19 protein-coding genes and 2 tRNA genes are annotated in these 21,439 nt (G+C 71.6%); 4 read left to right on the top strand and 17 right to left on the bottom strand.

Features of this window, described 5'->3' with window-relative positions; translation table 11 throughout:
• Positions 1-61: 61 nt before the first annotated feature.
• Together ACFZDI_RS18650 and leuS are read right to left on the bottom strand one after the other, a co-directional pair.
• The gene (locus ACFZDI_RS18650) at positions 62-856 is read right to left on the bottom strand and encodes a hypothetical protein (protein ID WP_391251741.1); all 795 of its coding nucleotides are present in this window, start codon (positions 854-856) and stop codon (positions 62-64) included.
• 139 nt (positions 857-995) lie between these two features.
• A complete protein-coding gene (leuS, locus tag ACFZDI_RS18645; protein WP_391251739.1) occupies positions 996-3,875 on the bottom strand; it encodes a leucine--tRNA ligase in 2,880 nt (959 codons plus the stop codon).
• 467 nt (positions 3,876-4,342) lie between these two features.
• Between leuS and ACFZDI_RS18640 the strand changes: the two genes are divergently transcribed.
• Together ACFZDI_RS18640 and ACFZDI_RS18635 are read left to right on the top strand one after the other, a co-directional pair.
• Positions 4,343-5,608: a cytochrome b/b6 domain-containing protein gene (locus tag ACFZDI_RS18640; protein WP_234845869.1), complete on the top strand. Its 1,266-nt coding sequence runs from the start codon at positions 4,343-4,345 to the stop codon at positions 5,606-5,608.
• Positions 5,605-7,215, top strand: a complete 1,611-nt coding sequence (locus tag ACFZDI_RS18635) for an NADH-quinone oxidoreductase subunit NuoF family protein (RefSeq protein WP_234845868.1) — start codon at positions 5,605-5,607, stop codon at positions 7,213-7,215. Before ACFZDI_RS18640 ends, ACFZDI_RS18635 begins: the two co-directional genes overlap by 4 nt.
• Before the next feature lie 106 nt (positions 7,216-7,321).
• On the opposite strand, the gene ACFZDI_RS18630 is transcribed toward ACFZDI_RS18635, so the two are convergent.
• The 10 genes from ACFZDI_RS18630 to ACFZDI_RS18585 all read right to left on the bottom strand — a co-directional run bounded on the left by ACFZDI_RS18630 (position 7,322) and on the right by ACFZDI_RS18585 (position 12,533).
• Positions 7,322-7,394: transfer RNA gene (locus tag ACFZDI_RS18630), tRNA-Ala, on the bottom strand.
• Positions 7,395-7,515: 121 nt separating this feature from the next.
• Entirely contained in the window at positions 7,516-7,749 is a 234-nt protein-coding gene (locus ACFZDI_RS18625; RefSeq protein ID WP_006136074.1) for a hypothetical protein, read from the bottom strand.
• A gap of 3 nt (positions 7,750-7,752) precedes the next feature.
• Entirely contained in the window at positions 7,753-7,926 is a 174-nt protein-coding gene (locus tag ACFZDI_RS18620; protein ID WP_104780615.1) for a hypothetical protein, read from the bottom strand.
• A 199-nt stretch (positions 7,927-8,125) separates the two neighbouring features.
• Positions 8,126-8,198, bottom strand: a tRNA-Ala gene (locus ACFZDI_RS18615).
• Between the two features lie 73 nt (positions 8,199-8,271).
• Positions 8,272-8,940, bottom strand: a complete 669-nt coding sequence (locus ACFZDI_RS18610; RefSeq protein ID WP_372486569.1) for a histidine phosphatase family protein — start codon at positions 8,938-8,940, stop codon at positions 8,272-8,274.
• Positions 8,937-9,383: a ribosome silencing factor gene (gene rsfS, locus ACFZDI_RS18605; RefSeq protein WP_234845867.1), complete on the bottom strand. Its 447-nt coding sequence runs from the start codon at positions 9,381-9,383 to the stop codon at positions 8,937-8,939. The genes ACFZDI_RS18610 and rsfS overlap by 4 nt, the downstream gene beginning before the upstream one ends.
• A 104-nt stretch (positions 9,384-9,487) precedes the next feature.
• Positions 9,488-11,203 (bottom strand): LytR C-terminal domain-containing protein, encoded by a 1,716-nt coding sequence (locus ACFZDI_RS18600; protein WP_391251735.1) that lies wholly within the window; start codon positions 11,201-11,203, stop codon positions 9,488-9,490.
• Positions 11,204-11,219: 16 nt separating this feature from the next.
• Positions 11,220-11,963 (bottom strand): nicotinate-nucleotide adenylyltransferase, encoded by a 744-nt coding sequence (gene nadD, locus ACFZDI_RS18595; RefSeq protein ID WP_391251733.1) that lies wholly within the window; start codon positions 11,961-11,963, stop codon positions 11,220-11,222.
• Positions 11,964-12,046: 83 nt separating this feature from the next.
• The gene (locus ACFZDI_RS18590) at positions 12,047-12,211 is read right to left on the bottom strand and encodes a hypothetical protein (protein ID WP_003990192.1); all 165 of its coding nucleotides are present in this window, start codon (positions 12,209-12,211) and stop codon (positions 12,047-12,049) included.
• A 163-nt stretch (positions 12,212-12,374) separates the two neighbouring features.
• Positions 12,375-12,533 carry a hypothetical protein gene (locus ACFZDI_RS18585; RefSeq protein ID WP_234845864.1) on the bottom strand — a complete coding sequence of 53 codons (159 nt, stop codon included), beginning with the start codon at positions 12,531-12,533 and terminating at the stop codon, positions 12,375-12,377.
• 124 nt (positions 12,534-12,657) lie between these two features.
• On the opposite strand from ACFZDI_RS18585, the gene ACFZDI_RS18580 reads away from it, so the two are divergent.
• Positions 12,658-13,788, top strand: a complete 1,131-nt coding sequence (locus ACFZDI_RS18580; RefSeq protein ID WP_234845876.1) for a M48 family metallopeptidase — start codon at positions 12,658-12,660, stop codon at positions 13,786-13,788.
• A 174-nt stretch (positions 13,789-13,962) separates the two neighbouring features.
• On the opposite strand, the gene ACFZDI_RS18575 is transcribed toward ACFZDI_RS18580, so the two are convergent.
• The 5 genes from ACFZDI_RS18575 to proB form a co-directional block, all read right to left on the bottom strand.
• Entirely contained in the window at positions 13,963-15,033 is a 1,071-nt protein-coding gene (locus ACFZDI_RS18575; RefSeq protein ID WP_391251731.1) for a hypothetical protein, read from the bottom strand.
• Positions 15,034-15,122: 89 nt separating this feature from the next.
• Positions 15,123-15,725, bottom strand: coding sequence for a hypothetical protein (locus tag ACFZDI_RS18570; RefSeq protein WP_391251729.1), 603 nt, complete (start codon positions 15,723-15,725; stop codon positions 15,123-15,125).
• A gap of 165 nt (positions 15,726-15,890) precedes the next feature.
• Positions 15,891-17,177 carry a glutamate-5-semialdehyde dehydrogenase gene (locus tag ACFZDI_RS18565; RefSeq protein ID WP_234845861.1) on the bottom strand — a complete coding sequence of 429 codons (1,287 nt, stop codon included), beginning with the start codon at positions 17,175-17,177 and terminating at the stop codon, positions 15,891-15,893.
• Positions 17,178-17,249: 72 nt separating this feature from the next.
• Positions 17,250-17,708, bottom strand: coding sequence for a hypothetical protein (locus tag ACFZDI_RS18560; RefSeq protein WP_234845875.1), 459 nt, complete (start codon positions 17,706-17,708; stop codon positions 17,250-17,252).
• Positions 17,709-17,839: 131 nt separating this feature from the next.
• Entirely contained in the window at positions 17,840-18,946 is a 1,107-nt protein-coding gene (gene proB / locus ACFZDI_RS18555) for a glutamate 5-kinase (protein ID WP_234845874.1), read from the bottom strand.
• Positions 18,947-19,395: 449 nt separating this feature from the next.
• On the opposite strand from proB, the gene ACFZDI_RS18550 reads away from it, so the two are divergent.
• Positions 19,396-21,429: a hypothetical protein gene (locus ACFZDI_RS18550; RefSeq protein ID WP_234845860.1), complete on the top strand. Its 2,034-nt coding sequence runs from the start codon at positions 19,396-19,398 to the stop codon at positions 21,427-21,429.
• Positions 21,430-21,439 lie beyond the last annotated feature (10 nt).

The following is a 21,439-nucleotide window of genomic DNA, read 5'->3' as shown; positions in this document are numbered from 1 at the left end:
TACCTGCCGTAGCGCTCATGTGGCAGCCCGGCCCCCGCGGCCTGCGGTGCGAGTGGCCGGATCAAGTGGTGCTCTCGGGGCGGGGCTTCTTCTGCCAGGGGTGGGTCAGCCGGGGCCCCGGCGGTGTGATGGCGGGCCGTGCCGGTTCCTGTGCCGGGCCCGGCTGCGCGCCGTCCGGCCAGGTCTGCCCGGCCGCGCCGGCGTCGGCGGCGGGCGCCTCGGGCCACGGCGAGGCCGCGGGCGGTGGCGAACCGGGCTGCCCGGAGGGAGCCGCCTGCTGCGCGGACGCGGACTGCGCGGCCTGCGGCTCCGGTGCCGTCCAGTGCCGCAGCGCGCCCGACTCCACGTCGATCTGGGCGCTGAGGGTGTCCAGGTCGTCGTCGGCGAAGCGACGGGCCCGGTCGCGGGCGGCCCAGCGCAGCGCGTCCGCGGAGTGCGTGATGCGTTCGGTGCGCTCACGCAGCCCGGGCAGCCGCTCGGTGAGCGCGGCGCGGTCCGGCTCGGACTCCAGCCGCTTGAGCTCGTCGTCCAGCTCCCGCCCGTGCACGCTGAGCCGCTCGAAGAGGCCGAGGGACTCCTTCAGGGACGCGTCCTCGGCGACGGTCGCGTGCAGGGCCTCCTGGGTGGCGCGCATCGAGGTGCGCAGCTTCAGCCTGAGCTGGGCGAGTTCACCCGCGGCGCCGGGCTGGGCGAAGGACTTGGCGCGCAGTGTGTGGTCCTCGACCGTGCGGCGCACCTGGGTGACGCCACGGTCAACGCCACGCTTGGCAGCGCCGACCGCCTTCACGGTGGCGTACGCCCCGAGCCCGAGAATGAGCACGAAGAGCAGGGCGAAGACTGCGATCACTGCTTCCACAAGGGGCTCCTCCTCAGGACGTCACGGCGCCTCGCGTCGCTCTTCCACGGTAAACGCAACGGGCAGGTCCGGAGTTCCAGAAAAACCCCGAACCTGCCCGTAGGGGACCACCCCGAGAGCGGCCCGCACGCCCTGCTCGCTACGCCGGGACGATGTTCACCAGCTTCGGCGCGCGCACGATCACCTTGCGGATCCCGGCGCCGCCCAGCGCGGCGACGACCTTCTCGTCCGCCAGCGCGACCTTCTCCAGCTCGTCGTCGGAGATCGACGGCGCGACCTCCAGCCGCGCCTTGACCTTGCCCTTGATCTGCACGACACAGGTCACGGTCTCGTCGACCACGTACGCCGGGTCGGCCACCGGGAAGTCCCGGTGCACCACCGAGCCCGTGTGCCCCAGCTTGCGCCACAGCTCCTCGGCGATGTGCGGGGCCAGCGGCGCGACCATCAGCACCAGCGGCTCGGCCACCGAGCGCGGCACCGCGCCGCCCGCCTTGGTCAGGTGGTTGTTCAGCTCGGTGACCTTGGCGATGGCGGTGTTGAACCGCATGCCCTCCAGGTCGCCGCGGACCCCGTCGATCGCCTTGTGCAGGGCACGCAGCGTCTCCTCGTCCGGTTCGGCGTCGACCACGGTCACCTCGCCGGTGGCCTCGTCGACGATGTTGCGCCACAGCCGCTGGAGCAGACGGAACTGGCCGACCACCGCGCGCGTGTCCCACGGCCGGGAGACGTCCAGCGGACCCATGGCCATCTCGTACAGGCGCAGCGTGTCGGCTCCGTACTCGGCGCAGATCTCGTCCGGAGTGACCGCGTTCTTCAGGGACTTGCCCATCTTGCCCAGCAGCCGGGAGACCTTCTCGCCCTGGTACCAGTAGGCGCCGTCGCGCTCCTCCACCTCGGCGGCCGGCACGGCGATGCCCCGGCTGTCGCGGTAGACGTAGGCCTGGATCATGCCCTGGTTGAACAGCTTGTGGAACGGCTCGGCGGAGGAGACGTGCCCCAGGTCGAACAGGACCTTGGACCAGAAGCGCGCGTACAGCAGGTGCAGCACGGCGTGCTCGGCGCCGCCGACGTACAGGTCGACACCGCCGTGCGGCATGCCCTCGCGCGGGCCCATCCAGTACCGCTCGATCTCCGGGTCGACCAGCTTCTCGGAGTTGTGCGGGTCCAGGTAGCGCAGTTCGTACCAGCAGGAACCGGCCCAGTTGGGCATGGTGTTGGTCTCGCGCCGGTACGGGCGCGGGCCACGGCCGTCACCCAGGTCCAGCGTGACGTTCACCCAGTCCTCGTTGCGCGACAGCGGCGTCTCGGGCTGGGTGTCGGCGTCGTCCGGATCGAAGGTGCGGGGGCTGTAGTCCTCGACCTCGGGCAGCTCCAGCGGCAGCATCGACTCGGGCAGCGGGTGGGCGATGCCGTCCTCGTCGTAGACGATCGGGAAGGGCTCGCCCCAGTAGCGCTGGCGGCTGAACAGCCAGTCGCGCAGCCGGAAGTTCACGGTTCCCTCGCCGACGCCGGCCCGCTCCAGCCACTCCGTGATGCGCGCCTTGGCCTCGGCGACGCCCAGGCCGTCCAGGCTGACCTGGTCGTTCGACGAGTTGATGATCTTCGCGTCGTACGACGAGAAGGCGTTCTCCCAGGTCGAGGTGTCCGTACCGCGGCCGTCGGTCGGCTCGACGATGCAGTGGATCGGCAGCTCGAAGGCGCGCGCGAACTCGAAGTCGCGCTGGTCACCGGCCGGGACGGCCATGATCGCGCCGGTACCGTAGCCCATCAGCACGTAGTCGGCGATGAAGACCGGGACCTGCTCGCCGTTGACCGGGTTGGTCGCGTAGGCGCCGATGAAGACGCCGGTCTTGTCCTTGGCCTCGGCCTGGCGCTCCACGTCGGACTTGGACGCGGCCTGGGCGCGGTAGGCGGCGACGGCCTCGGCCGGGGTCGCGTGACCGCCGGTCCACACCTCGTGGGTGCCCTCCGGCCAGGCGGCCGGGGTGAACTTCTCGACCAGCGGGTGCTCGGGCGCCAGGACCATGTAGGTGGCGCCGAACAGGGTGTCCGGACGCGTGGTGAAGACCGTGATGCGCTCGCCGTCGATGGGGAAGTCGACGCGGGCGCCCTCGGAGCGGCCGATCCAGTTGCGCTGCTGCAGCTTGATGGCCTCCGGCCAGTCCAGCGCGTCCAGGTCCTCCAGCAGCCGGTCGGCGTAGGCGGTGATGCGCATGTTCCACTGGCGCAGCTTGGCCTTGAAGACCGGGAAGTTGCCGCGCTCGGAGCGGCCCTCGGCGGTGACCTCCTCGTTGGCCAGCACGGTGCCCAGTCCGGGGCACCAGTTGACCGGCGCGTCGGAGGCGTAGGCCAGCCGGAACTCGCCCAGGACGTCGGCCTTCTCTGCGGCGCTCAGCTCGCTCCAGGCGCGCGTGTGCCCGGGTACGGGCCGCTCACCGGACTCGAACTCGGCGACCAGCTCGGCGATCGGGCGGGCCCGGCGGGCGTCGTGGTCGTACCAGGAGTTGAAGATCTGCAGGAAGATCCACTGGGTCCACTTGTAGTAGTCCGGGTCGATCGTGGCGAACGACCGGCGCTTGTCGTGGCCCAGGCCCAGCCGGCGCAGCTGGGCCTTCATGTTCTCCATGTTGGCCTCGGTGGACACGCGCGGGTGCGTGCCGGTCTGCACCGCGTACTGCTCGGCGGGCAGGCCGAAGGCGTCGAAGCCCAGGGTGTGCAGGACGTTGTGGCCGGTCATCCGCTGGAAGCGCGCGAAGACGTCCGTGGCGATGTAGCCCAGGGGGTGGCCGACGTGCAGGCCCGCACCGGAGGGGTACGGGAACATGTCCATGATGAACTTCTTGGGGCGGTCGACGATCTCCGGGTCACCCGCCAGGTCGCCCTTGGGGTTGGGCGCGGCGTAGGTGCCGTCGGCGTCCCAGAAGTCCTGCCAGCGTGCCTCGATCTCGGCAGCCATGGCGGCCGTGTAGCGGTGCGGCGCCGCCACCTCGGAGGTGGCGGCGGGGTTCGTCTCGCTCATGATCCTCAAAGCTCCATCGATCGTCTCTGCCGCGGGTGTCTGGTTCGAGAAACGAAAAATCCCCTCACACAGGAGGGGACGCCGCGCCGATGCCGGCCACTCGGTTTCCCCGGTGGCCGGTACTGATCAGCGCGGCCCGCTAAGCAGAAGGCGTACGGCACGCATGGCGCTAGGGTACCGCAGGCCCTCAGCGCGCCGCGACGCACTTCCGGGGCCGTCACGGCACCCGAAAAACTGAACCAAGGTCAATGGTTACTTCGCGTAACAGCCGCTAAGGGGCATCACAACGGCCATATTGTCCTTTGATAACAACGCAATAACTCAAACCTCGTACTGATCGGTATGACTCCGCTTAGAGTTCGGCAGCGGGACCGCTGCTTTCCCGAACCGCTCGGAGTTGCCCCCATGAACCCTCATCGCAGTATCACCTCCCTACACCCGTTCGCCGGGACGTGGGGGGGTCTGTCGTGAACCCCTACGACTCCACGGCAGACGACTCGTTCGCCGAGTTCCTCAACTTCGGTGCGGGCGTGCTGTCCCTCGTGTGTCTGACGTGCTCGGTGATCTGGGGCCTGGTCGCCCAGGACCGGGTCCTGCTCGACACGCGCCGCCGCATCCTGGCGCAGGCCGTGCACCGGACCACGGCCGTCGCCTCGATCGTCTTCCTGCTGGTGCACATCGGGGTGAAGCTGGCACTGGCCCACACCTCGTGGATCGCCGCGGTGATCCCCTTCGGGCTGGTGTTCACCGACGAGGAACTGGTCGGGGGCAGGTCGTTCCTGATCGGCCTGGGCACCCTGGCGGGCATGCTCATGATCTTCGTGGGCATCACCGGCGTGCTGCGCAACCGTTTCGCGTCCCCCGCGCCCGTCGCGGCGCGCTGGCGGGCCATGCACATGCTGGCCTACCCGGCCTGGTGCGCCGCGCTGGTCCACGGACTCTACGCGGGTCGCTCCGCCAAGCCGATCTTCGTCATCCTGTACTGCCTCTCCCTGGCCGGTGTGGCCGGAGCACTCGCCCTGCGCGCGGCTCCGCGCCAGGTCAAGCGCAAGGTCGCCGACAAGATCGCCTCGATGATCGGGGCCGGCGAGAGCCAGGCCCGCAGGGACCTGGAGGAGAGCCGCGCCCGGGTCGCCGGCGGCTCCGGGCTGCCCGGCTACGAGGGCCGGGAGGCTCCCGCGCGGCCCGCGGCGTCCCCGTCGGGGCCGCTGTACGAGAAGGCCGAGCGTCCCGCGGCCAAGGAGCCCGCGAACGGCTTCGCCGCCGCCTACCGGGCCGTCTCGGGCCCACCCCAGGGCCGGCAGGCCTTCGCGCCGGGGCCGACCACCAGCATGCAGCTCCCGCTGGACATGCAGCCCACCGAGACCATCCCGACCGTGGACGGCCCCTCCAGCACCTCGGGCAACTGGCCGATCCCGTCCCCGCCGCCGGTCGGCGAGGCCCCGCCGTCCGCCTACGACCCGCTCCAGGACACGGGCTTCAACATCCCGCCCTACGACCCCCTGCAGGACACCGGACAAAGTATCCCGGCCTATGGCAATCCAGGCGCCGCCGGTTACGGATCGAGTGACGTGTACGACACGGGTGAGACGAACGCCGCCTTCGACCCGTACTACCCGAACGACACGTACAACAGCGGTCCCGCCAATGAAACAAATCCCGGTGCGTCCTACGACTTCGGCGCTCCGGGATCGGGCGAACCTTGGAACACGCCTTCCGGAGGCTTTAAGTGAACGAGGCCCTGCCCGACGTACCCGAAGTCCGCGTGGTCGGCCTTCCGCAGCTCACGTCGGGCTTCGACCTTGTCGATCGGCTCGATCTGCCCATGCACCTCAAGGTGCACGGGCCGCTCGAGCCGATGGGCGGCGAGCAGCTCGCTCAACTCGCCGAACGCATCAACCTGAAGGGCCGCGGCGGCGCGGGCTTCCCCTTCCACAAGAAGCTGCGCTCGGTCGCCGAAGCGGCGATCAAGCGCGGCGTCCGGCCGGTCGTCGTCGTGAACGGAAGCGAGGACGAGCCGGCCTGCCGCAAGGACACGGTGCTGATCAACCGTGCCCCGCATCTCATCCTGGACGGCGCACTGCTGTGCGCCGAGGCCCTGGGTGCCCGCACGCTCGTGGTGGGGGTCACCCGTGAGTCGACACAGCGCTCCATGGAGGCGGCGCTGTCCGAACGCGGCCTGAGCAACGGCCGCCGTTCGGCGCTGCGCGCTCGCGTCCAGCGCAATCCGGTCCGCATGGTCACCGGCGCCGCCGCATCGCTGATCCGCTCGATCGACGGCGGCCCGGCCATCCCGCCGGGCCGCAAGGTCAGCGCCTCACAGAACGGCGTCGGCGGCGCACCCACCCTGCTGTCCAACGCCGAGACCTTCGCCCAACTGGCGATCGCCGCCCGCATCGGCCCGGAGCGCTACGGCAACACCGGCCTGTACGACGAGCCGGGCACCGTGATGCTCACGGTCTCCGGCGCGGTCGCACGCCCCATGGTGATCGAGGTCCCGACGGGCGTGCCGCTGCGCTACGTCCTGCAGCTGGCCGGCGCCCCGCCGGTGCCGCAGGGCGTGCTCACCGGCGGCTACCACGGCAAGTGGATCGACGCGGCGACGGTCAACGAGGCGATCGTCTCCCGCAACTCCCTGGACGCGGTGGGCGGCGCGCTCGGCGCCGGCGCGATCCTGCCGATCACTCAGGACACCTGCCCCCTGGGCGAGTCGCTGCGGGTGGCGCAGTGGCTGGCCGAGGAGAGCGCGGGCCAGTGCGGCCCCTGCTACCTCGGCCTGCCGGCCGCCGCGCGTGGCATGGAGGACATCCTCAACGGCGGCGGGCCGGCCGCCCTGGAGGCGCTCAAGCAGGTCGCCAAGAACGTGAAGCGGCGCGGCGCGTGCTCGCACCCGGACGGCTCGGCGATGTTCCTGGAGTCGACCATCAAGGCGTTCACGGACGACCTGGCCGCCCATGTCCTCGGCAACGGCTGCGGACGGCCCGTGGAGGGCGTTCTGCCGCTCTTCGAGGGGGGCAGGGCCCCCACGGGCATCCCGGGCGGCTCCGAGTCCGAGGAGAACGGCCCGAGCCGCCAGAAGATCTACGTCGACTGGACCCTGTGCCGGGGCCACGGACTGTGCGCGGACATCCTCCCCGAGGTGTTCCAGCTGGGCGCCGACGGCTTCCCGACGGTGGCGCAGGCTCAGGTGCCGCGGTACGCCGAGGCGAAGGCTCTACGCGCGGTGCGCCGCTGCCCGGCACTGGCGCTGCGCATCGAGGAGACGGGCCCGCAGGGCGCGCCGTCCCGCAACCTCCCGGTCCTCTCCCAGGGCCGCGGCCGCCGCGCTCTCGGCCGCTGAGCACCCGCACGGCGGGCTTCCCTCCGGGGGAGCCCGCCGTTCGCATGCGCCGGGCACGACAAGAAGGCGGGCCATCCGATCGGATGGCCCGCCTTCTCATCTACTGTGGAGCTAAGGAGAATTGAACTCCTGACCTCCTGCATGCCATGCAGGCGCTCTACCAACTGAGCTATAGCCCCTTGCTGTGTTCCGCCCGGTTTCCCCGGCGGCGACGCCAACATTACTGGTCCTGGCGGCCCAACACCAAATCGGTTTCCCCGTGCCCGATATGACCGTTATGCCGCACCGGGGCTTCGGGCGTCACGCCGTCACGAACGAATAGAACCGCTTGAGGGTGCAGTGCTCCTCCAGGAGCCGGCCGTAGATCGGCTCGCCCTCCAACTCGCGGTACGTCTCGATCGGGTCGCCTTTTATGATCAGCGCCCGCGCGCATTCCTCGCACCAGTACTGGTAGTCGGGATTGATCGGTTCCATGTCGCGGACGATCGGAGTCCCGCTGCCGCACCAGTCGCACTTCCGCCTGTGTGCACCCATCGATCAGCTCCAGCTGTGGCCGCAGGCCGTGCACACGTAGGAGATCCCGCCGTTGTCGCCGAGCATCTGGGCCACGTGCGCGGAACCGCAGGAAGGGCAGCTGAGTCGGGTGGACATGTCCCGTGTGAACGCTGCTTCGAGGAGGTGGTCGACCTCCTCGAGGATGCTCGCAGGCATCACTACTCCTCCCGTCGGGCCGCGCCCCCTTCCGGCCGTTTGATTCTGCCACGGCCGGACCAATACGGTCAGCGACGCCTCACTACCAGTCCGGACACGCCACCCGGCGGGGCCGTAGAGGTATACGCCTCAGCGTGCCCAGTGACTCAAGCCGGAGCACGAAAAATCCCGCCCCCACACCGGGAACGGGATCTTGACGTGGAGCTAAGGAGAATTGAACTCCTGACCTCCTGCATGCCATGCAGGCGCTCTACCAACTGAGCTATAGCCCCTCTGTCCTGCCCCGCTGGCGGGGCGAACAAGAAGAACTGTAGCCTGCGACCTGCCGGAAAGTGAAATCCGGGGTCAGTCGTCGTCGCCGAGCACCGGTTCCGGCAGGGTGCCGGCGTTGTGCTCCAGCAGACGCCAGCCGCGGGCGCCCTCGCCCAGCACGGACCAGCAGCAGTTGGAGAGTCCGCCGAGGCTCTCCCAGTTGCGGGGGTCGAGACCCAGCAGGCGGCCGATGGTGGTGCGGATCGTGCCGCCGTGGCTGACCACGACGAGCGTGCCGTCCTCGGGGAGCTTCTCGGCGTGCCGCAGCACCACGGGGGCCGCGCGGTCGGCGACCTCGGTCTCCAGCTCGCCGCCACCGCGGCGCACCGGCTCGCCGCGCTTCCACGCGGCGTACTCGTCGCCGTACCGGGCGATGATCTCCTCGTGCGTCAGGCCCTGCCAGACGCCCGCGTAGGTCTCCCGCAGCCCCTCGTCGTGGGAGACGTCGAGGCCGGTGAGCGTGGCGAGCTCGGCGGCCGTGGCCGCGGCACGCCGCAGGTCGGAGGCGACCATGGCGTTCGGCTTCAGGGAAGCGAGCAGCCGGGCGGCGCGGCGGGCCTGGGCGACGCCGGTCTCGGTCAGCTCGACGTCCGTGCTGCCCTGGAAGCGGCGCTCCACGTTCCACGAGGTCTGACCATGCCGCCAGAGGATGATCCGGCGGCCGCGGCCCTTCCCGGCGGTCGCCTCACGGGAGGAGGTCACCGCCAGTCACCGTCCAGTTCCGCCTCCTCCTCGGCGGCCCGCAGCTTGGCGTGCTCCTCGGCCTTGCCGCGGGTGGCCTTGGCCTCCTCGGGCAGGTCGAGCTCGGGGCAGTCCTTCCACAGCCGCTCCAGGGCGTAGAAGACGCGCTCCTCGCTGTGCTGGACGTGGACGACGATGTCGACGTAGTCGAGGAGCACCCAGCGGGCCTCGCGGTCGCCCTCGCGGCGCACCGGCTTCGCGCCGAGTTCCTTCGAGAGGCTCTCCTCGATCGCGTCGACGATCGCCTTGACCTGGCGGTCGTTGGGTGCGGAGGCCAGCAGGAAGGCGTCCGTGATGGACAGCACGTCACTGACGTCGTAGGCGACGATGTCGTGGGCCAGCTTGTCTGCGGCCGCCTGGGCGGCGGTGTTGATCAGCTCGTGAGAGCGGTCGGTCACGGTCACTGCATGGCTTTCGGTCGGCGGTCACTTGACACCAAGGGTCTCACGGACCGCCCCGGGCCCCCCACGCGATTGCGCGGATCACGTGGGGAGCGCGCTTGTGCCCTCTAGCCGGCGGACGGCTTGTAGTCCTGGCCGAGGACCACGGAGACGTCGGCACTGCCGGAGGTCTCGCCCTTGGTGACGGAGCCCGCCGGCAGGCCCAGGGTCTTGGCGACCTCGGCGGCGTTCGCCTTGTCGGCGGCGTCGGCGTACACGACCCGGGAGGTGGCCCGGACGGTGCCGGTGCCGCTCTCCCGGAAGGTGAAGCCGCCGTTGAGGAGCACGACGCGGGCCTTCTCGGTGTTGTCCTGGACACCGGTGGCGTTCTGTACGGCGACGCTGACGGCGGCGTCCTTGTCGGGGCTCTTGGCGGTGCCGCCGAGGACGTTCTTGACGATCGCCGCGCTCGCCTGGGTGCTGAGCGTGCCGTCGTTCTGGACGGGCAGCAGGTCGGTCTTGACGTCGCCGCCCTTGGCGAGGTCGGAGAGCCCGGCGAGGAAGGTGCCGAGGTCCTTGTCGGTGAGGGACGGGTCGAGGATCTGGGCGAGGGTCTGGATGGTGGTGGTCGCGGCCTGCGGGTCGGAGGACATCTTGCGCAGGACGCCCTGCATGACCTGCCCGAAGCGCTCCAGCTGGGCGTTCTGTGCCTCGCCGGGGGCGCGGTAGGTGGCGTAGGCGACGGCCATCTTGCCGCTGAGGGTCTGGTCCTGGCCCTTGTTGATCAGAGGAGCCTCGCCCTTCTTCTTGGCGGCCGGGTCGGGGACGTCGGCGTCGGTGTCGACGTCGATGTTGCCGACGAGGTCGACGAGGTTCTGCAGGTAGGGCGTGTCCAGGCGCCACGTGCCCTGGATGTCGGTGCCCAGGACCGTGTCGAGCGCGTCGCGGGTGCCGTCGGAGCCGTCGTCCTCGACCGACTTGGCGAGCGTCGTCGTGGTGCCGTCGTCGCTGGTCAGGGCGAGGGAGTTGGGCAGCAGGACGGTGGTGCCGCGCTGGGTGGTGGTGTTGTCGACGAGCAGGGCCGTGGAGGTGCCGCCGCCCTTGGTGTCGTGCAGGTGGACGACGATCACGTCGCGCTTCTGGGCGCCCGCGGCCGTCGCCGAGCCCGTCTTGGAGTCCTCGGAGGACAGGCCGGGCAGCTTGCCGGCGTACCAGAGCCAGCCGACGCCGCCGACCGCGACGAGCGCGAGGACGACCGTCAGGGCGACGATCCGGCCGCGGGCCCGGCGCCGGGCCTCCTCGCGGCGCTCGGTGCGGTTCTCGGTGAACTTCAGCCAGTCGATGACGTCCTCGGAGTGGGCGTCCGGTTCCTCGACGAAGGCGAACTGCTCGGTGTGGTAATCGCGTTGCGGCTCGGCGGCGGCTTCCCGGTCGTGGTCGGGGCCGGCCTGCTGCGGGATGTGGGCGGTCTGTTCGGCGACCCGGGGCTGTCGGCCGGTGGTACCGGCGGCGGTCTGACCGTAGGGGTCGTGCGGGGTGCCCTGCGCGGGGCCGCCCTGCTGCGGGACGGTGCCGTACGGGTCGTAGGAGCCGTAGCCGGAGGCGGGCTGCCGGCCGTCCGTGCCGTAGTCGTACCCGGGCGCGGACTGCTGCCCCTGCTGCTGGGCGTACGGGTCGTAGCCGTAGCCCTGCTGATGCTGCTGGGCGTACGGGTCGTAGGTCTGCTGCCGGGTCTGCTGCGCCTGGACCTGCCGGTAGACAGGCCGGCCGTACTCGTCGTAGCCGACGAGCTCGTACTGGTCGGCGCCGTATCCCGCGGACCCCGCGTCGTATCGGTCGTTCACCGGTGCCCCTCTCGGCTCACTCGCCGCGGTACAGCTCGCGCTTGTCGATATAGCGCACGACGCCGTCCGGCACCAGGTACCAGATGGGATCGCCCTTGGCGACTCTCGCGCGGCAGTCGGTGGAGGAGATGGCCAGGGCGGGGACCTCCACCAGCGAGACACCGCCCTCCGGGAGACCGGAGTCGTCCAGGTGGTGACCCGGGCGGGTGGCCCCGATGAAGTGTGCCAGGGAGAACAGTTCCTCGCTGTCCCGCCAGGTGAGGATCTGGGCGAGCGCGTCGGCGCCGGTGATGAAGAACAGGTCCGTGTCGGGGTTCAGCGCACGCAGGTCCCGCAGGGTGTCCACGGTGTAGGTGGGGCCGCCGCGGTCGATGTCGATGCGGCTCACGGAGAACTGCGGGTTCTCGGCGGTCGCGATGACCGTCATCAGGTAGCGGTCCTCGGCCGGGGAGACGCTGCGGTGGCTCTTCTGCCAGGGCTGGCCGGTCGGCACGAAGACCACCTCGTCGAGGTGGAACGCCGCGGCGACCTCGCTGGCCGCCACCAGGTGACCGTGGTGGATCGGGTCGAAGGTGCCGCCCATGACGCCCAGTCGGCGCTTGCCCGGACGCGCGGGACCCTTTCCGGGGCCGTCGGCCCGGCGGGCCACCGCGGAGGCACGGCGGGGCTCCGAGTGTCGCCCGGTGCCGCTCGCCGTCCGCTGTGCCGGGTCGTGCGGCGTCTCGTCCGCCGGACCGGTAGGCATGTCCTGCTCTCCCATGCGTGCAGACCCTACCGGCCCTGCCTGAGGGCTCCGGCCGCCCCCGTGGTCCCCCGGGCGTCCTCGGCGGGACGCCCCGCGGGTCAGCGGTCGCGGTTGAAGCGGGTGGTGATCCACAGCAGGAGCAGCAGGATGAAGAGCGCGCCGCCGCCGGTGAGGTAGGGGCTGAGGCTCTCGTGGTTTCCGCCGTGCTCCTCGCCCTCGGCGGCGAGGGTGACCAACTGGGCAGCGGTGCTGTGGAAGCTCATCTTCGGCAGGACCTATCGCGTGTGGGCGGGTGAAAGACGTCGGCTCATCGTAAGCGGGCGCCCCTCGCGCGATCACCCCGACTCCGCCTGTTCGTGCCGCGGGCGCTCCCACGTGCCGCGCCGGGCCCGGCCCCGGGGCCCGGCGGGGAACCTTCGTGCGGGCTCAGTCGTCCTTCCGTCTGTAGCCACGCAGCAGGAACCACGCGGTCAGCGCACAGCCCAGGATCATCACGATCAGCACGATCCGCAGCATCCCGGGCCCCTGCCCTCCGGCGGCGTTCGCGGCTTCGGCGAGCCAGGCGGATACGGGGTGGTGCTCCATGACGGTGGTCTCCTTCGCTGTACTGCCCGACCACCGTAACTCCGCCTAGGCTGGGCTCCGCCTCGGGGAAGCAAAGGGCCGCACAAAGGGCCGCAAAGGTCATACCAGACGCATGGGGGAAGACATGTCCGACGGCGACGAGCAGCAGGGGCACGAGCGCGTGCCGAGCAGGCAGCGCAGGCGCTTCCCCGGGATCTCCTCGCGGACGTACGAGCACCCGGCCGACCGTTCCGCCCTGGTGGCGCTGCGCAAGCTGAGCGGGTTCGACACGGTGTTCAAGGCGCTCAGCGGTCTGCTGCCCGAGCGCAGTCTGCGGTTGCTGTTCCTGTCCGACTCGGTGCGCGTCTCGGACCAGCAGTTCGCCCATCTGAACGTGATGCTGCGGGACGCCTGCTACATCCTGGACCTGGAGAAGGTCCCGCCGATGTACGTGACCCAGGACCCGCAGCCGAACGCGATGTGCATCGGCCTGGACGAGCCGATCATCGTCGTCACGACCGGTCTCGTGGAACTGCTCGACGAGGAGGAGATGCGCGCGGTCGTCGGGCACGAGGTGGGGCACGCGCTGTCCGGGCACTCCGTCTACCGGACGATCCTGCTGTTCCTGACGAGTCTCGCCGTCCGGGTGGCCTGGATCCCGCTGGGCAATCTCGCGATCATGGCGATCGTGACCGGGCTGCGGGAGTGGTTCCGCAAGTCGGAGCTGTCGGCGGACCGCGCGGGGCTGCTGGTCGGGCAGGACCTGCGGGCCTCGATGCGGGGTCTGATGAAGATCGCCGGCGGCAACCACCTGCACGAGATGAACGTGGACGCCTTCCTGGCCCAGGCCGAGGAGTACGAGGCCGGTGGCGACCTGCGCGACTCCGTGCTGAAGATCCTGAACGTGCTGCCCCGCACCCACCCCTTCACGACCGTGCGGGCGGCCGAGCTGAAGAAGTGGGCCGAGTCGCGGGACTACCAGCGGATCATGGACGGTCACTACGCGCGGCGTGACGAGGACAAGGACACCTCGGTCCGGGACTCCTGGCGGGACTCGGCGAATCACTACACGTCCCATGTGAAGAACTCCAAGGACCCGCTGATGAAGCTGGTCACGGACCTCGCGGGCGGCGCCGGCGACCTGGGCGACCGGGTCCGCCGCGGCTTCGGCGGCTTCACGACCACACCCCCGAAGCCGCCGCAGGGGCCCGGGACGGACGCGCCGGACCCGTCGGACTCCTCGGGGGGCGACCAGCCGCCGAGGGACGAGCGCTAGGCGCCGCACTCCGCCCCGGGCTGCCCGACCCGGCCAGGGGCCCCGGCCGACGCGGCAAGGTTCGGGGCCCTCGCGCCCCGGCTCGTGCCTTCCCGTGTGCGGCCGGCCCGGCGAGGGCCCGACCAGAGCCGTCTCCCGCCCGTCTGGAGCCTTCCCGGCCCGGGTCGGGCCCTCTCAGACCTTCGGCTGTGCGCTCGTCGCCAGGGAGCCGCAGAGGGCCGTCGCGCCGCCCGTGGCGTAGGGGTCGGTGCCGGCGGGGCCGCCCTCCTTGGCCGTCTGGCCGGCCAGGAGGGGCCGCAGGTGGTTCGTGGAGTCCTCGGCGCAGGACAGCGGGCCGGCCTGGACGTAGGAGACCACGAGCTGGGCCTGGTGCAGCCGCAGGTCGTCGCGGTCGAACCGGAAGTGCAGCTCACGCCGGAGGGTGAAGAGGGACACCTCGCCCTCGGCCTCGGCACCGGCCGCCCGCAGCGCGTAGACGAACGTGTGATCGGCGGTGACCTCCAGCGTCGACGCGTCGGTCTCGGCGGCCTGCAGCGTGCCCTGGACCCGGACCTTCCGGTCGGCGAGCTGGGCGCGGGAGGGGTCGAAGCGCACCAGCCAGCCGGTCGGCGCGTGACGTCCGTCGGCGGTGGGGCGGGCGAAGCTCTGGTCGAACTGGTCCAGTTGGTCGGGGTCGAGCAGCACCCGCACGGCGCGGACCTCACCGCCGGTGAGGACCTCGGGGTCCAGGGCCGAGCGGACGATGTAGTCCTTGGCGGTGGTCAGGGCGGTCACGACCTGGCTGTCCGAGAAGTGCGCGGTGCGTCGCGAGGCCGGCAGCGGCACTCCTTCCGCGCCGGTGCGGAACTGCGCGGCGGGGCTGTGCTCGTACAGGTACGCCGGGTCGGCCGTGCCGGGCACCTTGCCCTCGGGGGCGAGGGGGATGACGGTCATCCGCAGCGGCTCGACGGGTTCTCGGGCGGCGGGGGTCTGGTAGGGGTGCCGTACGCCCATGTAGATCGCGGTGCCGAAGGCGATGGCGATCAGCAGGACGAGGACCAGGGCCTGCCGGGACAGGCCGCGGCGCAGCGGGGGCCGGCGTCGCACGGCGGGGGCGTGGTCCGCGATGCGCTCCTGCGCGGAGAACTCCTGGAGGCGGGCAGCACGGATGAACGACTCGTCGAAGACGACGGATCGGTACTCGTCCTCTCCACCTCCGGGGGCGCCCTCTGGAGTCCCCTCAGGTGGGTTTCCAGGCCCGCCCATATCTTCAGGGTAGGTCTCCGGAAGCTCGGGTAAACGCCGGGCTGCTCCACAAGTTCTGACAGGTTCTCACCAAGATGGGCGGGTTCCGGTCAGGGGCCGTGGGGGATCACCGAGACGGCCGGCGGGGAGTATTCGGCGGAAGCCGAGGGGGCGGCTCCACTGCCTTGGTCCAGCTCCGTCGAGGCGGGCGGCGGCGCGGGCTCCTCGCGGTTGTCGGAGGCGCCCCGGTAGACCGCCGCGAAGGCCAGGGCGACCATGCCGACGCCCATCACGAGGGCGAGCAGCCAGGCGACGGGGCGGTGCCAGCGGACCTGTTTGGAGTAGGGCCCGGTGCCGTCGTAATGGTCCTCGAGGACGTCGGGGTCGTCGAGCTCGTCGAGGCCGGGATCAGGGCCGTAGACGCCCCGCCGGTCCGGGCCGTACCCGTCGTCGTAGCGCTCGCCCCTGGTGCGGGCGCGGCGCGCCTCGGCCTCGGAGGCCTCGGCTCTCGCCTGTGCCGCGGCCAGGAGGCGCTCCACGGCGGTCGGCTCGTGCACCACGGCCGCGCGTACGAAGGCCTCGTCGAAGACCACGGAGGCGAACTCTTCGTCCGACACCCCGCGGTCGTGGTCGTCGTCGGGCTCCCGGCCGTCCGGAAACGGCGTGCCCCCCACGTCCTCCGGCACGGATCCAGAGTAGACCTGGGGGGTCAATTTGGGCAGACGGTAGGGAAATTCATCCACTGGCCGAGACGGCTTCCACGGGGCGCCGGACGGCGCACGCACCGCCGGTCACTCCTCTCGTGCGCGTCTGCGCCATTCGGGTGACCGTGTACGGGCATGCGCCCCCGCGCATACTCCGTCCGGCGTGTGCGCGGCTCAGCGCCGTACGTGCCCGTCGCCGGTGACGATGTACTTCGTGCTGGTCAGCTCCGGCAGCCCCATGGGGCCACGGGAGTGCAGCTTCTGCGTGGAGATGCCGATCTCGGCGCCGAAGCCGAACTGGCCGCCGTCGGTGAAGCGGGTGGAGGCGTTCACGGCGACGGTGGTGGAGTCGACCAGTTGGGTGAAGCGGCGGGCGGCCTGCTGGGAGGTCGTCACGATGGCCTCGGTGTGGCCGGAGGTCCACAGCCGGATGTGCTCGACGGCCTTGTCCAGCGAGTCCACGACCGCGGCCGCGATGTCGTACGACAGGTACTCGGTCTCCCAGTCCTCGGCCGTCGCCTCGACGACGGTGGCCTTGGAGTCCTTGGCGTAGGCCTGCACGCGCTCGTCGGCGTGCACGGTGACCCCGGCCTCCGCGAGGGCGTCCAGGGCGCGCGGCAGGAACTCCGCGGCGATGTCCTGGTGGACCAGGAGGGTCTCGGCGGCGTTGCAGACGCCGACCCGCTGGGCCTTGGAGTTGATCAGGATCTCGACGGCCATGTCGAGGTCGGCCTGGGCGTCGACGTAGACGTGGCAGTTGCCGGTGCCGGTCTCGATGACCGGGACGACGGACTCCTGGACGACCGCGTTGATCAGGGAGGCGCCGCCGCGCGGGATGAGCACGTCGACCAGGCCGCGGGCGCGCATCAGCTCGCGCACGCTGTCCCGGCTCTCCCCGGGGACGAGCTGGACGGCGTCGGCGGGCAGCCCGGCCCCGCCGACGGCGTCGCGCAGAACGCGCACGAGGGCGGTGTTCGACTGGTACGCCGAGGAGGAGCCGCGCAGCAGGACGGCGTTGCCGGACTTCAGGCAGAGGGCGGCGGCGTCGACGGTGACGTTCGGCCGGCCCTCGTAGATGATCCCGACGACGCCGAGCGGCACGCGGACCTGGCGCAGGTCGATGCCGTTGGGCAGCGTGTTGCCGCGGACGACCTCCCCGACCGGGTCGGGCAGCGCGGCCACGTCACGCACGTCGGAGGCGATGGCGCGGATCCGCTCGGGGGTGAGCGTGAGCCGGTCGATCATGCCCTCACTGGTGCCGGCCTCGCGGGCCTTGGCGACGTCCTTGGCGTTGGCCTCGACGATCTCGCTCGCACGGACCTCCAGGGCGTCCGCGATGGCGAGCAGCGCGTCGTCCTTCTCGGCCCGGGGCAGCGGCGCGAGGACCGCGGCGGCGGCCTTGGCGCGGTAGGCGGCCTCGGTGACCGGGGACATGGAGTCGTACGGAGAGAGCGTGGTCATGAGGGAAGGGTAGTGCGCCGGGCGGCTGGGTTCATCGTTCGTTCCACAGCGCGAGACACGTCGTGGAACGGGTCAAAACGGATGAACGCCGACCGGGGACGCCGGTGGCGGACCGTACCCCTCGGCGATGCGCTGGTGGTAGGTCGCGCGGTCGATGACCTCCAGGCCGACGATCTCCCAGGGCGGCAGCCCGGCGGTCTGCCGGTGCTCGCCCCACAGACGCAGGGCGACGGCGGCCGCGTCGTGCAGGTCGCGGGCCTCCTCCCAGTAGCGGATCTCTGCGTGATCGACGGCGTAGCGGCTGGTCAGGAAGAAGGGATGGTCGTGGGCGAGCTGTTCCAGGGCGCGCCGGACCTCGGGGAGCGGGGCCTCCTTGCCGGAGACGCTGAGGGTGACGTGCCACAGGCGCGGGGTGTCCACGGGCTCCTCGCCCTCGAACCGGTCCCCGGCCGCCACGCTGGTCAGGGCGCGCTCCTCACCGGCCGCGCGGGAGCCGGCACCACCGCGGGACGCCTGGGCCCCAGGGCGCACTCGTCTCACGACGGCCTCCTTTGCACAGTGGCGCTGCGGAACAGTTCCCCGAGACAAAGTTGAGCAGGCCGCACGGGATCGCGTGGCGGTTTTGCGGAACGTCCACCACCGGGGGCGGACGTTTCGACCCATTACGGGTGCAGGACCACCAGGTCGTCCCTGTGTACGACCTCGCGTTCGTACGCCGGCCCGAGTTCGCGGGCCAGCTCCCTGGTGGAGCGGCCGATGAGCCGGGGGATCTCCTTGGCGTCGAAGTTGACGAGCCCGCGCGCCACCGCGTGGCCCGCGCCGTCCCGCAGCTCGACCGGGTCGCCGGCGCTGAACTCGCCCTCGACCGCGGCGATCCCGGCCGGCAGCAGGGACTTGCGGCGGTCCACGACGGCCCGCACGGCACCGTCGTCCAGGGTCAGCGCACCCTGCGGGGCGGAGGCGTGCTGGAGCCACAGCAGCCGGTCGGCGGAGCGCTTGCCGGTGGGGTGGAAGAAGGTGCCGGTGTCCTGGCCGGTCAGGGCGTCGGCGGCATGGACGGCGCTGGTGAGGACGACGGGGACGCCGGCGGCGGCCGCGATCCGGGCGGCCTCGACCTTGGTGACCATGCCGCCGGTGCCGACGCCGGCCTTGCCCGCGCTGCCGATCTCGACGTGGGCGAGGTCGGAGGGGTCGCGCACCTCGCCGATGCGGGAGGTGCCCGGCTTGGCGGGGTCCCCGTCGTAGACGCCGTCCACGTCGGACAGCAGGACCAGCAGGTCGGCGCGGACGAGGTGCGCGACCAGGGCGGCGAGGCGGTCGTTGTCGCCGAAGCGGATCTCGTCCGTGGCGACGGTGTCGTTCTCGTTGACGATCGGGAAGGCGCCCATCGCGAGCAGCTTGTCGAGGGTGCGCGAGGCGTTGCGGTGGTGCGAGCGGCGGCTCATGTCGTCGGAGGTCAGCAGGACCTGCCCGACGCGGACGCCGTAGCGGGCGAAGGAGGCGGTGTAGCGGGCGACCAGCAGGCCCTGGCCGACGCTGGCGGCCGCCTGCTGCCGGGCGAGGTCCTTCGGACGGCGGCGCAGGCCCAGCGGGGCGAGGCCGGCGGCGATGGCGCCCGAGGAGACCAGCACGATCTCACGCTCTCCGCCGCTGCGGACCTTGGCGAGGACGTCGACCAGCGCGTCCACGCGGTCCGCGTCCAGGCCGCCCGAGGCGGTGGTCAGCGAGGAGGACCCGACTTTGACGACGATCCTGCGGGCCTCGCCCACGGCCTGCCTTGCCCCTGCCACGTCGCCGTCCGTCCCCTCGCGTCGATTCGGTCGCTCACCAGGAAATCTACGGGACGCCCGGACGGGGCGCGGCGCCGGTCCACGCTACGGACGGTGCCGTCCGCGTCACGGGAGCGCGGCCGTCGCCCCCGTCCGTCAGCCCGGCCCCGCCCACGGCCGGAAGCCGCCCCGGACACGCCCCCTACCCGCCTCGGCGGGGAGCCGGTCACCGACCCTCTCGGCTCGGCCTTTTCCACGGTCGGAAACCGACCTTCTGCCCCTTCCGGGCCCAGCCCACGACAGGAACGGGATCATCCGCTACCGTCCGACGACACGCCTTACGGCCCCCGCCCCCACACCCCGGCGACACGCGCGTGTCGTCGGGAGGCCGCCCCGCGTTAACCCGGACGGCCGACCTGCGCCGACCCGACGCTCCTGGAGTGACCGCAGTGCCCGTACCTCTCCCCCGCCCGCAGGCCCTCCTCAAGGGGCTGGTCACCATCGTCCTGGCCGCCGCGTTCGCCGCGCAGGCGGTCGCGGCGCTGCTGCCCGACGTCCCGCTGCTGATCGCGGCGACGACCGTCTCGCTGGCCACCGAAGGCGTCCTGTACAAGTGGCAGCGCGGGGTGCTGTCGCTGTTCGCCAAGTCACACGCGGACATCACCGTGCGGCACGTCGTACGGGATCTGCTGCTGGTCGTGGCCCTGCTGCGGCTGGGCGAGCAGGACCGGGAGACGGTGTACGCGCCGCTGGTAGCCGGGCTGCTCCTCTGCTACGTGCTGCACAGCGCGATCCAGGCGGTCTCCGTGCTGGTGCGCCGCACCCGCACCCTGCCCGTGGTCACCCGGAACATCGACGCCTCCGCGCTGCGGCTGTCCCCGGCCCCCTGGGCGCTGCTGCGCCGCCCCGGCCACCGGCTGCTGGTGTTCGGCCTGCCGGCGACGGCCGGACTGCTCGCCAGCGCGGCCGGCGACCGGCCGGTGTTCGCGGCGGCGGGCATCGCGCTCACCCTCGCCCTCGGGCTGACCGGCCTCGGTGTCCTGCTGCTCCGGCTGCTGCCCGGCCGTCGCCCGGCGGACGAGCAGGAGGTCCTCGAGTGGTTCGACGCGTGGCTGGCCGAGTACCGGCCGACCGCCGGCCTGTACTTCTCCGGCGGTGCCTCCTCGGCCTACCAGGCGAACATGTGGCTGGAGCCGCTGGCCGGTCTCGAGGGCAGGCCCGTCATCATCCTGCGCGAGCGGTTCATGGTGCAGAAGATCGCGGCGACGGACATCCCGATCGTGTGCCTGCCGAAGGTGTCGACGCTGATGCGCCTGGAGCACTCCACGCTCCAGGTCCTCATCCACCCGTCGAACTCCGGCAAGACCTCCCAGGTGCTGCGCATCCCCACGATCAAGCACACCTTCGTCAACCACGGCGAGAGCGACAAGCTGTCCTCGTGCAACCCGTACGCGAAGGCGTACGACGAGGTGTGGGTGGCCGGGCCCGCCGCGCGCGAGCGGTACGCGCTGGCCGAGGTCGGGGTCGAGGACAAGGACGTGGTGGAGACCGGCCGCCCGCAGCTGGACGGTGTGCTGCCCTACGCGGGCCCGCCGGCCGGGCCCTGGACGACCGTGCTGTACGCGCCGACCTGGGAGGGCTGGGACGGCAACCCCGGCAACACGTCGGTGATCGCGGCCGGGGAGAACCTGGTGCGGGCGCTGCTCGCGGACCCGGGCGTGCGGCTGCTGTACAAGCCGCATCCGCTGACGGGGTCGGTGGATCCGCGCGCGGGCGCGGCCGACCTGCGGATCCGGGAGCTGATCCGGGCCGCCAACCGGGACCGGGCGGGAGCGCGCCCCTCGGACGGTACGGAACTCGCCCGCCGCACCGCCGAACTGGACCGGCTCACCACCTCGGTCTTCCGGTCAGGGGCCGACATCGTGGAGCGGATGCTGGTGCAGACGGCGCCGGAGCCGGGCCGCGCGGAGGCGGTGGCGCGGGCGGCGGCCGCGTGGGACGAGGCGTACTGGGCCTCGCTGCCGGCGGGTGAACACCAGATCATCACGGCCGCCCGGCCCACCCTGTACTCCTGCTTCAACGTGGCCGACCTGCTGATCAGCGACGTGTCGAGCGTGATCAGCGACTTCCTGGCGAGTGAGAAGCCGTACGCGGTGGCCAACACGAGCGGGCTGCCCGAGGACGCCTTCCGTGCGGCGTTCCCGACGGTGGTGGCGGCGACGGTGCTGACGCCGGATGCCGCCGGGGTGCCGGAGCTGCTGGAGACCGTCCGGCACCCGGAGCGTGACGAACTGGTCGAGGCGCGTGCCGAGTTGAAGCTGCGCCTGCTGGGTCCGGCCGAGCCGTCGTCGCAGGAGCGGTTCAACGAGGCCGTCCGGGCGCTGTGCGGGGAGGCCCGGGACCACCGGGCACGGGTGGCGGAGCGGCTGGCCGCGGTGCCCGGTCAGCGCACCGGGGCCGAGGTCCCTACCGCACAGCGCTGAGCGGCACCGG

The organism is Streptomyces sp. NPDC007907 (assembly GCF_042959365.1).
Classification (GTDB): domain Bacteria; phylum Actinomycetota; class Actinomycetes; order Streptomycetales; family Streptomycetaceae; genus Streptomyces; species Streptomyces indiaensis.
This window is presented reverse-complemented; position numbering and strand designations above follow the sequence as displayed.

What these genes read in the sequence shown, in the direction of transcription:
- leuS (WP_391251739.1), bottom strand. Translation starts at nt 3,875, where the DNA reads ATGAGCGAGACGAACCCCGCCGCCACCTCCGAGGTGGCGGCGCCGCAC.
- ACFZDI_RS18620 (WP_104780615.1), bottom strand. Translation starts at nt 7,926, where the DNA reads ATGCCTGCGAGCATCCTCGAGGAGGTCGACCACCTCCTCGAAGCAGCG.
- ACFZDI_RS18590 (WP_003990192.1), bottom strand. Translation starts at nt 12,211, where the DNA reads ATGAGCTTCCACAGCACCGCTGCCCAGTTGGTCACCCTCGCCGCCGAG.
- ACFZDI_RS18625 (WP_006136074.1), bottom strand. Translation starts at nt 7,749, where the DNA reads ATGGGTGCACACAGGCGGAAGTGCGACTGGTGCGGCAGCGGGACTCCG.
- ACFZDI_RS18575 (WP_391251731.1), bottom strand. Translation starts at nt 15,033, where the DNA reads ATGGGCGGGCCTGGAAACCCACCTGAGGGGACTCCAGAGGGCGCCCCC.
- nadD (WP_391251733.1), bottom strand. Translation starts at nt 11,963, where the DNA reads ATGGGAGAGCAGGACATGCCTACCGGTCCGGCGGACGAGACGCCGCAC.
- ACFZDI_RS18580 (WP_234845876.1), top strand. Translation starts at nt 12,658, where the DNA reads ATGTCCGACGGCGACGAGCAGCAGGGGCACGAGCGCGTGCCGAGCAGG.
- ACFZDI_RS18585 (WP_234845864.1), bottom strand. Translation starts at nt 12,533, where the DNA reads ATGGAGCACCACCCCGTATCCGCCTGGCTCGCCGAAGCCGCGAACGCC.
- ACFZDI_RS18565 (WP_234845861.1), bottom strand. Translation starts at nt 17,177, where the DNA reads ATGACCACGCTCTCTCCGTACGACTCCATGTCCCCGGTCACCGAGGCC.